Annotated in this window: 12 protein-coding genes; 5 read left to right on the top strand and 7 right to left on the bottom strand. The window is 67.9% G+C overall.

The features are described from left to right. Positions 1–110: 110 nt before the first annotated feature. The gene (locus AC1AYR_RS09345; RefSeq protein WP_476512411.1) at positions 111–1,055 is read left to right on the top strand and encodes a LysR family transcriptional regulator; all 945 of its coding nucleotides are present in this window, start codon (positions 111–113) and stop codon (positions 1,053–1,055) included. Between the two features lie 3 nt (positions 1,056–1,058). On the opposite strand, the gene AC1AYR_RS09350 is transcribed toward AC1AYR_RS09345, so the two are convergent. Next, positions 1,059–2,438 (bottom strand): MFS transporter, encoded by a 1,380-nt coding sequence (locus tag AC1AYR_RS09350; protein WP_476512410.1) that lies wholly within the window; start codon positions 2,436–2,438, stop codon positions 1,059–1,061. A gap of 159 nt (positions 2,439–2,597) precedes the next feature. Between AC1AYR_RS09350 and AC1AYR_RS09355 the strand changes: the two genes are divergently transcribed. After that, positions 2,598–3,527, top strand: coding sequence for a LysR family transcriptional regulator (locus tag AC1AYR_RS09355; protein ID WP_476512409.1), 930 nt, complete (start codon positions 2,598–2,600; stop codon positions 3,525–3,527). A 202-nt stretch (positions 3,528–3,729) separates the two neighbouring features. On the opposite strand, the gene AC1AYR_RS09360 is transcribed toward AC1AYR_RS09355, so the two are convergent. Together AC1AYR_RS09360 and AC1AYR_RS09365 are read right to left on the bottom strand one after the other, a co-directional pair. After that, positions 3,730–4,716, bottom strand: coding sequence for a sensor histidine kinase (locus tag AC1AYR_RS09360; RefSeq protein ID WP_476512408.1), 987 nt, complete (start codon positions 4,714–4,716; stop codon positions 3,730–3,732). A 6-nt stretch (positions 4,717–4,722) separates the two neighbouring features. Continuing rightward, positions 4,723–5,490: a response regulator transcription factor gene (locus tag AC1AYR_RS09365; RefSeq protein ID WP_476512407.1), complete on the bottom strand. Its 768-nt coding sequence runs from the start codon at positions 5,488–5,490 to the stop codon at positions 4,723–4,725. Between the two features lie 125 nt (positions 5,491–5,615). Between AC1AYR_RS09365 and AC1AYR_RS09370 the strand changes: the two genes are divergently transcribed. From AC1AYR_RS09370 to AC1AYR_RS09380, 3 genes are all read left to right on the top strand, one after another. After that, on the top strand, positions 5,616–6,416 hold the full coding sequence (locus AC1AYR_RS09370; protein ID WP_476512406.1) for an ABC transporter ATP-binding protein: 801 nt from the start codon (positions 5,616–5,618) through the stop codon (positions 6,414–6,416). Then, positions 6,413–7,213: an ABC transporter permease gene (locus tag AC1AYR_RS09375; protein WP_476512405.1), complete on the top strand. Its 801-nt coding sequence runs from the start codon at positions 6,413–6,415 to the stop codon at positions 7,211–7,213. Before AC1AYR_RS09370 ends, AC1AYR_RS09375 begins: the two co-directional genes overlap by 4 nt. A gap of 161 nt (positions 7,214–7,374) precedes the next feature. Then, positions 7,375–8,994, top strand: coding sequence for a PolC-type DNA polymerase III domain-containing protein (locus AC1AYR_RS09380; RefSeq protein WP_476512404.1), 1,620 nt, complete (start codon positions 7,375–7,377; stop codon positions 8,992–8,994). A 124-nt stretch (positions 8,995–9,118) separates the two neighbouring features. Here the strand turns inward: AC1AYR_RS09380 and AC1AYR_RS09385 are convergent, their stop codons facing one another. The 4 genes from AC1AYR_RS09385 to AC1AYR_RS09400 form a co-directional block, all read right to left on the bottom strand. Beyond that, complete coding sequence (locus AC1AYR_RS09385; protein ID WP_476512403.1) at positions 9,119–9,649, bottom strand: PadR family transcriptional regulator; 531 nt, start codon at positions 9,647–9,649, stop codon at positions 9,119–9,121. 139 nt (positions 9,650–9,788) lie between these two features. Beyond that, positions 9,789–11,153, bottom strand: coding sequence for an MATE family efflux transporter (locus tag AC1AYR_RS09390; RefSeq protein ID WP_476512402.1), 1,365 nt, complete (start codon positions 11,151–11,153; stop codon positions 9,789–9,791). A 67-nt stretch (positions 11,154–11,220) separates the two neighbouring features. Then, positions 11,221–12,279, bottom strand: coding sequence for an aldo/keto reductase (locus AC1AYR_RS09395; protein ID WP_476512401.1), 1,059 nt, complete (start codon positions 12,277–12,279; stop codon positions 11,221–11,223). Between the two features lie 142 nt (positions 12,280–12,421). Continuing rightward, complete coding sequence (locus AC1AYR_RS09400; protein ID WP_476512433.1) at positions 12,422–14,956, bottom strand: excinuclease ABC subunit UvrA; 2,535 nt, start codon at positions 14,954–14,956, stop codon at positions 12,422–12,424.

The following is a 14,956-nucleotide window of genomic DNA, read 5'->3' on the forward strand; positions in this document are numbered from 1 at the left end:
GTTGCCCTCGATGGTAAAAACAACGAAATTGCATTACAAATGCAGCATTGGATTGAGAATACATGCAATAATCGGATATAAACAAGATTCGTGACGGCAAGGAGGCGCTCATGGAACTGCGCATTCTGAGGAATTTCCTCGCCGTGGTCGAGGAAGAAGGAGTGAGCGCCGCGGCGGACGTGCTGCGCATCAGCCAGCCGGCGCTCTCCCGGCAGATCAGGGAACTTGAGGATGAGGTCGGCGCGACGTTGTTCGTCCGAGGCAACCGGTCCCGTTCGCTCGAACTGACCGACAAGGGCCGTCTCATGTACCGCCGGGCGCAGGAGATCGTGGAGCTCGCCGACCGTACGCGGGCCGAGATGACCGCCGATGCGGACATCGCAGGCGACATCCACATCGCGGCGGCGCAAAGCGCGGCGATGCGCGTCGTGGCGAGGGCCGCGACGCGATTGCGCGAACGGCGTCCGCGAATCCGCGTGCGGCTGCACGACGACTACGGACAGAACATCGTCGAACGGCTCGACAACGGCCTGGCCGACTTCGGCGTGCTCGTGCAGCCCACCGACATGAGCCGCTATGACTTCCTGCCGCTTCCCGTCGGCGACCCGATGGGGCTGCTCATGAGATACGATCACCCGCTTGCCGCGCACGAATCCATCCGCGCCGGGGACCTCGCCGACGTGCCGGTCATCGTCCCCCAAGGCGTGCTCAACCGCCGCGACCTTTCCGGATGGTATCGGTCGGACAACAAGGAGCTCGACATCGTCGGCACGATGAACCTGTTGTACAACGCCAGCTGCTTCGTCCAGGAGGGCTACGGCTGCGCCATCTGCCCGCGGGGCCTCGTGGACACGTCATGGGAGTCGGGGCTTGCGTTCCGCCCGCTCGACCCTCCCATGCGGACCCGACTGGCGATCGCATGGAAGAAGAGCCGGCCATTGACCCCGCAGGCCGACGCGTTCCTCGCCGAGCTGCGGCAGGTCATCCAGAGCATCGGACACGACGGAGCCGACGGCACGCCGCCATCGCCGCGCACGTCTGCGGGTTTCGGATGACGGTCAGTTCTCGCGCCAGCGCAGCAGTTCGAAGGTGAGCACGTAGGCGAGCAGCAGCGCCGAGGCGGCGAACACTGTCCGCAGGGAGACGGTGAGGGAGGGCAGGAACGTGGCGGCGACACCGAACACGGCCACCCCGATGGCGCCTCCGACCTGGCGGAATGTGTTGAACATGGCGGACGCGATGCCGGCCTGCGCGGAATCCACGCTTCTGAGGACCACGCCGGCCGCGGCGGGCGTGGTGATGGCGGCGCCGAATCCAACGACGCTCAGGCCGGTGGCGACCGCCCACACGGGGATGGGCTGCGGGCATAGGAACTCGAAGACGAACCCGGCGATCATGACGGACAGCCCCAGCGTGATGGAGAACCGAGCGCCATGGGCGGCGATGAGGCGTCCTCCGAACAGGTTGCCGGCGATGGTGACGAACGCGCTCGGCACGAATACGAGCCCCGCGGCGAACGCGCCCATGCCGAGCTCATTCTGCAGGAACATCGTGCAGATGAACACCATGCCGTACCAGTTGAAGATCATGATGAAGCCGATCTGCAACGCGACCTGCATGCCGCGCACGCGGAACAGTTCGAGGGGCATCATCGGGGCGCGCACCTTGGTCTGGGAGAACACGAACGCGGCGGACGCGGCCACGCCCACGCCCAGCAGCATGAGCGTTCTCGGCGCGGAGAGGCCTGCGGAGCCGACTTCGATGATGCCGGCGACCAGCGTGGTCAGGCCGAGCAGCGCCAGCAGCTGACCGATCCGATCGAAGCGGATGGCGCGCGCCGGAGAGGGGGCGATGCGCGCGCCCAGGGCGAGGATCGCGATGCAGAACGGCACGTTGATTGCGAACACGAGACTCCAGTGGATCGGCGTGAGCAGGCCGCCGAGCAGCGGGCCGACGGCGGACGCGGACGCGCCGCCGGCACCCCATAGGGCGAGCGCCCACGCGCGTCTGCGCGGATCCGGGTTCGCCTCGTTGATCAGGGACATGGAGGCGGGCAGGATCAGCGCCGATGCCACGCCGAGCAGGCATCGCCCAGCCACGAGGGCCGCCATCGACCATGCGAGCGAGCAGAACAGGGAGGCCGCGCCGAACAACGCCGCGCCGGCGAGGAACACGCGTCTGGCGCCGAACCGGTCGGCGAGGCTACCGGCGAACAGGAGCAGGGCGGCGAACAGGAGCGTGTAGCCGTCGACGACCCACTGCTGCACGGCCATGTCGCCACCGAGGTCCGTCGCGATGGTGGGCAGCGCCACGTTGACGATGAGCACGTCCATGCCGGCGAGGAACGAGGCGATGGACGCCGCCGCGGTGGCCGGTATGGGCGAACGCCGTGCCGCAGGGTTCGCGGGTTCTTCATTGTCGTATACGTTTCGTTTCATCGTCGTATATGGTAGGGCGACGAATCATTGGAATACGCCGGCTCGTATATGATTATGGTTCACTGTGCATGAACCTGTGGTTCATACGGGTTTTCAGCGTAGTGCCGTTCATGCCGGAGAGGACGAATCCGAACGACGGGCACGGGGAAGGGAGACGTCATGTACGACAGGAGACTGGATGCGGTGGTCGCCGCCGCGCAGACCGGCAGCTTCGCGAAGGCGGGCAGGCGCCTGCACGTCTCGACTCCGGCGATCGCCAAGCAGGTCACCACGTTCGAACGCGAGTACGGCATCGTCCTGTTCGACCGGTCGCGCAGCGGCGTGACGTTGACCCCAGCCGGCGAGGAGTTCGTCGGCGACGCGCGCACGGTCATGCGCCGATGCGGGGAGATTCTGGACCGCGCCCGGCGGCGCGGCGACACCGACACGACGCCGGTACGGCTCGGCGTCTCGATGCTGCGCCCGGGCCGGAGCATCCTCGACCTGTGGCAGCGCGACGCGGGACGGCATCCGCAGATCCGGCTCGAACTCGTGTCGCTGCCCGACGACAAGCAGACGATCGGTGAGATCGTCACCCACCTGGGCGAGACGGTGGACATGATCTCCACCGCGTTCGACGCCGACTATTGGGGACACGCCTGCGGCACGCTCGCGCTCGACTTCGAACCGTTCTGTCTCGCCGTGCCGCGCGGCCACGCGCTGTCGCGTCGCCCGGTCATCACGTTCGACGATCTCACCGGCGCCCGCATCCGCATCCTCATACGCCGGCGTGGCGGCGACGACACGGCCCGCGAACTGCTGTCCGCCATCCCCGGCGTCACGCTGACGGACATCGACCACTATGATCTCGATACGTTCAACGACGCGGCCGACGCCGGCGACCTGCTCGTCTCCAAACCGATGTGGGACGGCGTGCATCCGCTGCTCGTCAACGTGCCCGTCGCATGGCCCGAACCGGTGGGACTGTCCTATGGACTGCTCTATCCGCGCGAGCCCTCCCCCGCCGTCGCCGCGTTCGTGCGCCGCATCGCCGAACTCGCCGGCGTGGATTGCGCGAGTCCGACGGCGACCACACCGGCCGAAGGATGACGGCGCACATCACCGGCAAAACGCGTGGGGCCGGCACGCCATCGGCGACGTGCCGGCCCCACGGCCATGAATCTCCTCGTCCGTCATGCGCGGGTGGCGACCAAGCGCGAACGCACCTTGACGACGACGAGCCAGCCGGTCATCGCGCCGATCACGCCTCCCGTGTCCACGGGGCAGACGGAGGCGGTGGCGACGTCGGACGCTACTCCTCACCGTCCATGAGCGGCAGGGTGAGACGCATCGTGGTGCCCTGCGCCGACGTGGATTCCACGTCGAGTTCGCCGCCGTACCGCGTCGCCACGTCGCGGGCGAGCGCGAGGCCGAGCCCGTAGCCCTGGTGCGCGGTGCCGTCGTCGTCTCGGGCGAACCGGCGGAACAGGCGTTCGGGGTCGTCGCCGATGCCGCCGCCATGGTCGGTGACGCGCACCACGGCCCTTCCGCCGTGCAGGTAGCCCACCGAGACGACGACCTTCGCCCCGCGGGGCGAGTGGGCGATGGCATTGTCGAGCACGGCGACGAGGCACCGGGAAAGCCCGATCGCGTTGCCGCGCACGACGAGGCGCCCGCGTTCCCCGTCGACGCGCACGTCGAGGTGGACGTCGTGCGTCTCGGCGAGAGGCCGCACCTCCTCGACGGATTGGTCGGCCACGTCGGCGAGGGCGACGGGTTCGGCGTTGACGGCGCCGCGCGCGGCGACGAGCAGGTCGGTGATGATGGCGGTCATGCGGTCGACGTCGCCGCGCAGCGCGGCGAGCGGGGCGTCGATGTCGCCGCCGTGGGCGCGGCGGAAGTCGATGAGGTCGATGCGCGTGGCGATCACGGCGAGCGGCGTCTTGAGCTCGTGGCTGGCGTCGGCGACGAAGTCCTTCTGCAGTTCGAAGGCGCGTTCGAGCGGTTCGACCTCCTTGCGCGCGTAGTATCGGCCGACGACGGCGACCGCGGCGATCACGCCGACGACGAACAGGAGGGTGAAGGCCACGGCCTTCTTCGTGTCGATGACCATCATGCCGGAGCCGAACTGTTCGGTGACGCTCATGGCGTTGGGGTCGAGACCGCGTTCGGTGAATTCGTGGCGTGAGCCGAGCAGCACGCCGAGGATGAAGACCACGCCGCCGATGACGGTGATGACGGCCATCGCGATGGTCATGCGCAGGCTGATGAGCCGCGCGCGCCCGTTGTTTGTTGCCATGAGGGATCATCCTTCCGGGGTTCCGATGCGGTAGCCGCGGCCGCGTACGGTGTCGATGATGCGGCGCGTGGTCTTGCCGCGCACGTAGGAGACGTACACGTCGACGGCGCCGAGGTCGCTTCCGGGCGAGAACGCGCCGGCGAGCAGCTCCTCGCGGGTGAAGACGTGGTCGGGCGAAGTGGCGAGCGCGGCGAGGAGCTTCGTTTCGACGTCGGTGAGCGGCACGGCCTTTCCGTCCGGATCCTCGATGACGTTGGCGTCGGGTTTGAGCAGCCAGTCGCCGACCATCACGCCGTTGGCCTGCGCGTGGAAGCCGCGCAGGAGGGCGCGCAGGCGTGCTTCGAGCTCGACGAAGTGGAACGGCTTGGTCAGGTAGTCGTTGGCGCCGGCGTCGAGGCCTTCGACGATGTCGTCGACTTCGGCGAGCGCAGTGAGGATGAGCGCGGGCGTGGTGACGCCGGTGCCGCGCAGCATGCGGATGAGGTCGAGGCCGTCGCCGTCGGGCAGACGCCGGTCGACGACGAGCACGTCGTAGCGTGTCGCGGCCATGAGCCGGGTCGCCTCCTCCGTCGACTGCGCCCAGTCGGCGCGGTAGTCGGCGGAGAGCATCTCGGCGGTCATGGCGCCGAGGTTCGGGTCGTCCTCGATGAGGAGCACGGCGGGAAGGAGCAGGCGTTCCGGAGCAGTGGGCGCGGTGTGCGCGGCCACTGCGGCGTGTGTGCTCCGCGACGGGCCGCCTTCGTGGGGGATGGTCGTGGATACGGGGATTGCCATACGTGTTCACCTCGTGATATCGGTGGTTCCTCTTACGGTTATATCAGAGCTCGCACAGGCTTAGGAGCCGCTAAGAAACGCGTGCGTGTTGTCCTTGCGGGGGTCGCGGCGCTATCGTGCGCGGTATGCGAAACGATGCTTCCCTTTTCACCGCCGATCGGGTGTCGTGCGTCGTCCCCTCCCCCGACGGCGAGAAGACGGTGTTCTCCGGTCTCGCGTTCTCGATCGGACGGGGCGAGATCGTCGATCTGATGGGCCCATCCGGTTCGGGCAAGAGCAGTCTACTGACCGCGTTCGCCCGCCTCAACCCGCATGCCTCGGGCGTGTTCTCTCTGTCCGGCCGCGATTCCTCGGCGTTCACGCCGCAACATTGGCGCCGCGAGGTGGCGTACCTGCCGCAGAAGCCGGTCCTGCCCGGCGACACGGTGGCGGACGCGATTCGTCTTCCGTTCACGCTGGCGGCCCGCGCCGGAGCCGCGGACGGCGGGCGTGGCCTGGCCGCCCGTTTCGCGCGCCTGTTCCGCGACGGCGCCGCGCAGGCGCGCGACAGCCTGTCCGACGCACGCATCCGCGGGACGCTGGACGCGATGGGCTGCGACGACATCGACCTGGAGAGACATCCGCACGACTTGTCCGGCGGGCAGGCGGCGCGCGTGTCGCTGGCGCGGACGCTGCTGACCGAGCCGAAGGTGCTGCTCGCCGACGAGGTGGACGCCGGTCTGGACGACGACAACGCGGACAAGGTCGCATCGATCATGGCATACGCCGCGGGTCGCGGCATGGCGATCGTGCGCATACGCCACCGGCCGCCGGACGGCCGCGCGTCACGCATCGCCACGCTGGCCGACGGCGCGCTGGAATGGACGCTCCCGACCGGATCGGACGGGCACGCGGATGAAGATGCGGACGGAAGGGAGATGGCATGAGCGGCAACGCGTACGACATCGATGTGTGGGGACTCGCCGTGGCAATGGCGATGGTGGCGGCCGCCGCCGGCGTGAGCGGGCTCATGCGCATGGGCATCGGCCGGTCGCTCCTGTGGTCGGCCTGCCGCGCGCTCCTCCAGCTGTGCGCGATGGGTTTCGTCATCGGGTTCGTGATCCGCGCGGACGATCCGTGGCTTGTGTTCGCGACGATCGGCGTGATGCTCGTCGCCGCCGTGCAGATCGTGCTGTCGCGCGCCAAAGGCGTGCCGAAGGGTCTGGCGGGGCCGGTGCTGCTGAGCCTGACGATCACGATGCTGCTCATGATCACGATCGTCACCGAACTCGTCGTGCGCCCCCATCCCTGGTATGCGCCCCAGCTCGTGGTGCCGCTGACCGGCATGCTGCTCGGCAATACGGTGTCCGCGCTCGCCGTGGGGTTGAGCCGTTTCTACGAGAGCATGGACGAGCGTCGCGATGAGATCGACACGCTGCTCGCGTTGGGCGCGACGGCATGGGAGGCGGCCCGCCCGTCCATCGTCTCGTCGATCCGGCTCGGTCTGCTGCCGACGATGGCGACGCTCGCCTCCTGCGGCATCGTCACGATCCCGGGCATGATGGCCGGTCAGGTCATCGCGGGCGGGGATCCGTTGGAGGCCGCGAAATACCAGTTCGTCGTATTCGCCGCGATCGCCGCGCTGACGCTCGTCGCCGACGGCCTCATCATGGCGATGACGTACCGCACCTGCTTCACCGCGGACGACCAGTTCCGCCCGCAGGACATGCGCGGCGTGCGCTGAACAAGGGACGCCCCGGGCGGAAACGGCGGGCGGCGAGGGAACGGAGTCGTCCCGCCACCCGCCGTTTCCCTGTTGTTTCCGGCGATTTGCGCCTCAGGCCCGCCGTGAGCGCTACCATGGAGATGGCGGGGCATGGTCCCCCGCGGATATGACTGATGAGTATGAGTAGCGAAGAAAACAGCAGAGACACCATGGAAAACAGTGGGAATACGATCGACCGCTCGTGGCTGAACGAGGCGAAGGAAAGCATCGGCCAGTGGTCGTACATCATGTTGAAGGACGCGGACGACAACGACATCGACTGGGAGTGGGTGCGTTCGCTCGACCTGGAGCACGGCATCGGCGTGGCCGGCCCCGGTGATTTCGAGGCGGGCTCCGCGTCCAGCGCGCACGACCTGCTCAAGGCCGATCTCGCGATCCGCGACCGGCTCGAGGCGATCATCGCGAAGATGAGCATGACGTTCATGCGCGACTTCGACCGCAGGATCAGAAGCTATGACCTGCCGCGCGCGCTCGCCTATGCGGACCGCCGCCTCAACGACCAGATCGCGCTGCTGCGCGACCGCGGCATCGCCGAAGGCCTGTGGACCGTCGAGGACGAGGACCGCCAGCGCGTCACCGTGCCGGTGCTCACGCCCGCGAAGGAGGGCGTGGTCGTCGACGACATCCAGGACCGTACCGCGGAGATCGTCAACGCGCGCGCCGAACGCCGCAAGGCCGACCGCGCCAGGCGCGAGGCGGCGCGGCTGCACCGCGAGCACGCGCTGTTCGAGGCGGACGAGGTGAGGAACGGCTCCGTCGAGGCGGGTCCGGACGAGTCCGCGCCGATCGAATCGAGTTCCGACCAAGGCAGCACCGACTATCTCATCGAGGGCCAGCCGGTCATCAACGACGACAATCCCGCCGTGCCGTCCATCGAACAGGTGAACCGCGACGAGACCGCCGTGCCCGAGGCGCGCTTCGAGAAGTCCCGCCACGCGGCCGCCGAGCATGTGGCGGCGCGCGAGGCGGACCGCCCGAAGGACTACTGGCGCGAGGTGTTCCTGCCCGGCCGCGACGTGGACAAGGTGATGGGCATCGATCTGGAGACCAACGGCACCGAACCGTACCGTACGTACATCATCGACGTGGGCTTCGAATACATGAACATGCGCTCGCCCCGTCCGGCGGACGCGCCCACCGGCTACGAGTACGACAAGGACTACTACGAGGGCGGCGACGCGTACGACCAGCACCGGTTCTCGTTCGGCGTGACCGACGAGGCGGCGCGCCACGGCAACCCGTTCATCATCCAGCTGACCGGCATCGACATCAAGCAGCGTGTAGGCGCCGCATACCCGATGTTCGACGAGGACGCCGAGGCGCAGGCCGACCTGCTCAGGCGTCTGACCGCGCAGCCGTTCGTCGCGCACATGGCCACGTTCGAGCACAGCTTCTTCATGCTCAACGTGAAGGGCTACGCGGAGGCGTACCGCAACGGCCACGTGACCATCATCGACACGCTGCCGATGAGCCGCCTGTGGGACGAGGGCTCCATCCCCAGCGAGGAGCACCCCGACGGCGACAACCGCCTCGACGCGTACGCGAAGCGCCAGGGCGCACTGCGCGAGGACGACGCCGAACGCCACCTCGGCCTCGAGGACACGCACATCATGCTGCTCGCCATGAAGCACCATCTCAAGCAGCTCCAGGCCGAGGCGCGGGGCCCGTGGGGTCCGAACGGCAAGGCGGGCGTCGGCGGCAAGCGCATCATCAGCCACCGCCGCCGCTGGAGGCGCTGAGCGGTCCCATTGCATCCCAAGATGCCGTGAAAGACTAAATGGACACCGTGTTGTCTGTTCTTGCGTTTCGGAACAGACGACACGATGTCCGATTTATATCAGCTCCCGGTGATTCTCAGGATTCTCAGCCAGCAATGCCGAGCATCGAGCGCAGCCATTCGAGCTCCGCGGCGACCGAGGCGTCATGCACGGTGATGAGGCCCCTGCGGTAGGGATCGTCGATATGGTCGATGGACAGCGGATTGCCGGCGTCGCAGTAGAAGAAGTGCACGTCGCCGCGCGACAGCAGGTCGTAACGGCGGCGCAGCACGGCGTCGCGGTCGGCCTTGTCCGGCACGACGGACAGGAAGGTGAGCACGACGCGCCAACGATTGAAGTCGGTGAGGATGAATCCGTCCGCGTTCTTCAACGCCTCGATGAGCGCCTCACGTCCGGCCGGCTCCAACGTGAACAGGTGGCGCTGGCGGCCGTCGCGCACATCCGTCTGCTCGGAGATGAGCCCCGCCTTGGCGAGACGGCCGGTCGCCGGATAGACCGCGCCGTCGCTGAACTTGCGCATGTCCCCCTGTAACTGCTCCATCTTCTTGCGCAGCTCGTAGCCGCACATGGTCTTCTCGGACAGGAATCCGAGGATCATCATCTCGATCAGGCTCATAACGGTTAGCTTACCTCGTTTCGACACACGTCACGCCATCATACCGGCCGGCAAGGATGCCGCCGCCTGTGTTCCGCCCGCGGCGGAGCGACGGACCATGACCACCACCGCGCCCGACGTCGCCCCGATATGGTGTGGTTCAGCGCAGCACCTTGCCGAGAATGTGCCGCATGAACGGGATGGTGGTGACGAAGGTGAGGATGTCCGCCAGCGACTGGGCGGCCTCCACGCCGGTCACACCGAGGAAATGCGGCAGGATGAGCACGATCGGCGCGAGATAAAGGCCGGTGCGGCACACGGCGAGGAACGATGCGATGCCGGTCTTGCCCAACGTCTGGGAGATCATGTTGCCCATCATGTTGACGCCGTTCAACACGACTGTCACGCATTGGAAGTGCAGGGCGGCGACACCCACCGCGACCACGGCAGGATCGGAGCGGAAGATCTCGACCAGCTGGGGGGCGATCGTCCAGATGGCCACAGCGAGCACGAGGAGCACGCCGGTGGCGAGCTTCACGCAGAACCAGTAGGCCTCGCGCACGCGGGCGAACTTGCCGGCCCCGTAGTTGTAGCCGCACACGGGCTGGAAGCCCTGGCCGAGTCCGATGATGACGGAGTTCGCGCCGAGCATGATGCGCATGACGATGGCCATGCCGGCGATGGCCGCGTCGCCGAACGGGTTGGCGGCGATGTTCACGCATGTGGTGGCGATCGAGCCGGCCCCCTGCCTCACGAGTGAAGGAAGGCCGCCGCCCGCGATCTCACGCAGGAGCAGCGGATCCGGACGGCAGTTGCGCAGCGACAGCTTGAGCACGCCGAAGCGCGCGCTCATCACGGTGAGGATGACGAAGCTCACCGTCTGGCAGATGCCGGTGGCCAGTCCCGCGCCGAATATGCCCATATGGAGCACGAAGATGAACAGCGGGGCGAGCAGGAAGTTGAGCAGCGCGCCGGTGACGAGGCCGATCATACCGAACGCGGACTGGCCCTGGTAGCGCAGCAGGCCGTTGAGTGCGAACGAGCCGCACACGCACGGCGCGGCGGCGAGGATGGGCGTCAAGTAGATGACCGCGTACGGGGCGATGGTCTCGGTCGACCCCAACGCCACGACCAGCGGTCGCAGCGTGGCGAGGCAGATGATGGTCACGACGAGGCCGGAGAGCACGGCTCCCGCGAAGCCGATGGCAAGCAACTTGGAGGCGCGCTCGTCGTTGCGCTTGCCAAGTTCGCGGCTCATCGAATTGCCCGCGCCGTTGCCGAAGAAGAAGCCGAGCGCCTGCAGGATGGTCATGATGGAGAACGCGATGCCGATCGCGCCCGACTGCGAGGTGCCGAGCTGGCCGATGAAGAACGTATCAGTGAGATTGTACGCGGTGGTCACCAGGTTCGACACGACCGCCGGGATGCACAACCGCAGAATCAGCGGTTTGACGGGGCTCTGCGTCATCTGCCGGTATTTCGCGTCGGCCGAGGCCCGTCCGATTCCTGCATGCTTCTGGATCACGAAACGCTACTGTACTCGCTTCGCTGCACCCTCGGCGAATCCCTTTCACCGACGTCCGGGCCGGGCATCACCGGTTGGTGAGCGCCTCCTGCACGGGCGCGTAGCGAGCGCCTTCGATGCGGATGGCGTCGAGGGTCTCACGGATGCCGGCGAGCTCGTCGGCCGTGAACGTGACGGACGCGCCGCCCATGTTCTGCCTCAGACGATCCACATGCTTGGTGCCGGGGATCGGCGCGATCCACGGTTTCTGGGCGAGCAGCCATCCGAGCGCGATCTGCGCCGGGGCCACGCCTTTGGCGCGGGCCAGGGACTCCACGTATTCGCTCATCGCCACGTTGTGCGCCATATGTTCTGGAGCGAAACGCGGGATCTTGCTGCGGTAGTCGTCGTCGGCGAATCGGGTGGACGCGTCGAACCGGCCGGCGAGCATCGCCTTGCCGAGCGGGCTGAACGGCACGAGGCCGATGCCGAGCTCCTCCAACGTGGGAATGAGCTCCTCCTCGGGTTTGCGCCACCACATCGAATACTCGTTCTGCACGGCGGTGACCGGGGTCACCGCGTGGGCGCGGCGCACGGTGGCGGGCGCCGCCTCGGACAGGCCCCAGTGGAGGATCTTGCCTTCGTCCATGAGTTCGCGCATCACGCCGGCCACGTCCTCGATTGGCACCTTCGTGTCCACGCGGTGCTGATAGTAGAGGTCGATGTGGTCGGTGCGCAGACGCTTCAGCGAGCCTTCGACGGCCTTGCGGATGGCCTCGGGTCGCGAGTCGGTCTGCTGCACGCGTCCCGAAGCGTCCAATGACGCCTCGCCTTCACTCTCGCCGAATCCGCCGTGCAGGGCGAAACCGAACTTCGTGGCGATGACCACGTCGTCGCGGAACGGCTCCAACGCCTCACCGACCAGTTCCTCGTTGGCGAACGGCCCGTACACCTCGGCCGTGTCGAAGAACCGCTCCCCCATCTCGTACGCCTTGCGGATCACGCGGATGGACTCGTCGTGCGGCAGGAACGGCGGCCAGCTCATCGTGAACCCCATGCAGCCCAAACCGATCGCGGAGACCTCCAGCGCCGCCGCCCCCGTGCCGAGCGTACGCGTCGGCATATCGACGTGTTCCGAACCGTCCATGATTCCGTCCTTTCGTCTGTCCTGATACGCGAGCCCATTGAACCGCGGTTCCGTCCGTTCCGCCAATGCCCGCGGCCCATCACCGGGCATGCGCATCAGGCATGGCGGACGATTCCGCGGACAAGCGCGGGTCGAGGGATCGTCACCGCAGGTACCGGCCGGTCACGCTTGCCGAATCGGCGGCGATCCCGTCCGGCGTCCCCGTGGCGACGATGCGCCCGCCGGAGGCGCCTCCGCCGGGACCCATGTCGATGATCCAGTCGGCATTGGCGATCATGTCGAGATCGTGCTCGATGACGACGACGGTCGCCCCGCCTTTGACGAGCCGGTCGAACACACCGAGCAGCACGCGCACGTCCAACGGGTGCAGGCCGATGGTCGGCTCGTCGAACACGAACACGGCGTCCGACTGGGCGCGTCCCATCTCGCCGGCGAGCTTGAGCCGCTGCGCCTCCCCGCCGGACAGGGCGGGCGTCGGCTCGCCCAGCGTGAGATAGCCGAGTCCCAGATCGTGCAGGGTCTCCAATCGTGCATGGACTTTGCGCATGTCGCCGGTCGCGTCCAGCGCCTCGTCGACGCTCATCGCCATCAGCTGCGGCAGGGTGAGCGCGCGCCCGTCCCGCCCCACGCGGTGCACGGTCGCGGCGGCGGGCGCATAGCGCGAGCCACGGCAGTCGGGGCAGTCGATGCTCACGTCGGGCAGGAACTGCACGTCGAGCGAGATCGACCCCGTACCGTCGCATGTGGGGCAGCGCAGCCGCCCGGTGTTGTACGAGAAGTCGCCGGCTTTCCAGCCGCCTCGTTTCGCCTCGTCGGTGCGGGCGAACGCGCGGCGAAGATCGTCGTGGATGCCCGCGTAGGTGGCGACGGTGGAGCGCACGTTCGCGCCGATCGGCGTCGCGTCGATGAGGTTCGCGCGCCGGATGCCTTCCGCCTCGACCGCGCGCACGTGCGCGGGCATCGCGACGCCGCCGTCCGCGGCGTTCGCCCGCAACGCGGGAATCAGCGACTCCAGCACCATCGTGGTCTTGCCGGAACCGGACACGCCCGTCACCACGGCGAGACGGCCGCGCGGCACGTCCACGGACAGGGGTTTGACCGTGTGCAGCGGCCCGGTCTCCATGTGAATGCGTCCGAGGTCGAACATGCGGGCCGAGGCGACGCGTGCACGCACCCGTTCCGGCCCCGATTCGGCGAGGAACGGCGCGATGCGGCTCCCCCGCTCCCCCGCGGCCGCCACGTCGGCGACTGTGCCCTGCGCGATCACATGGCCGCCTTCCGCGCCCGCGACCGGCCCCATCTCGATGAGATGGTCGCACGCCTCGAGCACGCGCACGTCGTGGTCGACGACGACCACCGTGTTGCCGTCCGCCACGAGATCGCGCATCACGCCGATCAATCCGTCCACGTTCGCCGGATGCAGGCCGATCGAGGGCTCGTCGAGCACGTACAACACGCCCGTGGTCCGGTTGCGCACGGCGCGCGCCAATTGGACGCGTTGCCGCTCGCCGGTGGAGAGGGTCGCACCGGCGCGGTCGAGCGCGAGATAGCCGAGTCCGAGCTCCAACAGGCACCTCGCCACGTCGAGGAACGATTCGGCGATGTTCGTCGCCATCGGGCGCATCACCTCGGTCAGCGCGCCGGGCACGCCGCGCACCCACGCGACCGCCTCGTCCAAGGTCATGGCGCTCGCCTCGGCGAGATTCAGGCCGCGCACTTCGGGGCCTCTCGCAGCTTCGCTCAGACGCGTGCCATGGCAGTCGCGGCACGGCTTCTCCTCGAGGAAGCGGGCGACGCGCTTCAGCCCCTTCTCGTCCTTGGCCTTGGCGAGCGCGTTCTCGACGGTGTACACGGCGTTGTAGTAGGTGAAGTCGAGTTCGGCGAAGTCGTCGCTCTTCTTCGACCGGTAGAGGATGTGCTTCTTGACGGCGGGACCGTGATACACGATGTCGCGTTCCTTGTCGGTGAGGTCGCGGAACGGCACGTCGGTGCGCACGCCCATCGCGCGACACACGTCAACCATGAGAGCCCACATGAGCGAGCCCCATGGGGCGACGGCGCCTTCGTCGATGGTCTTCGACTCGTCGGGGACGAGCGAGGCGAGGTTCACCTCGCGCATGACGCCGGTGCCCGAACATGTGGGGCATGCGCCGGCCGAGTTGAAGGCGAGGGATTCGGCGCCAGGGCCGTGGAACGTCCCGCCGCACGCCCCGCAGCGGATGGGCAGTTCGGCGGCCACGTCGAACGTGGGCTCGTGGCGTGCGCCGCAGTGCGGGCACACGTGCGAGCCGCAGCGGGAGAACAGGAGACGCAGGCTGTTGAGCAGTTCGCTCATCGTGCCGAACGTGGAGCGCACGCCGGGCACGGCGGGACGCTGGTGGAGGGCGAGCGCGGCGGGCACGTGGCGCACGTCGTCGACCTGCGCGCGCGTCGCCTGGGTGAGGCGCCGGCGCGTGTATGTGGACAGCGCCTCCAGGTATCTGCGCGAGCCTTCCGCGTAGAGCACGCCCAGCGCGAGCGAGCTTTTGCCCGATCCGGAGACGCCGGCCACACCGGTGAGCGCGTTCAGCGGCACGTCCACGTCGATGCCCTTGAGATTATGCACGCGTGCGCCGCGCACTTCGATGGCCGTCGGCGCACGGCGTTCCCGCGCGTCCGTCCGTTCCTCCGTATCCAT

The sequence above is a fragment of the Bifidobacterium sp. LH_417 genome (genome assembly GCF_056357035.1).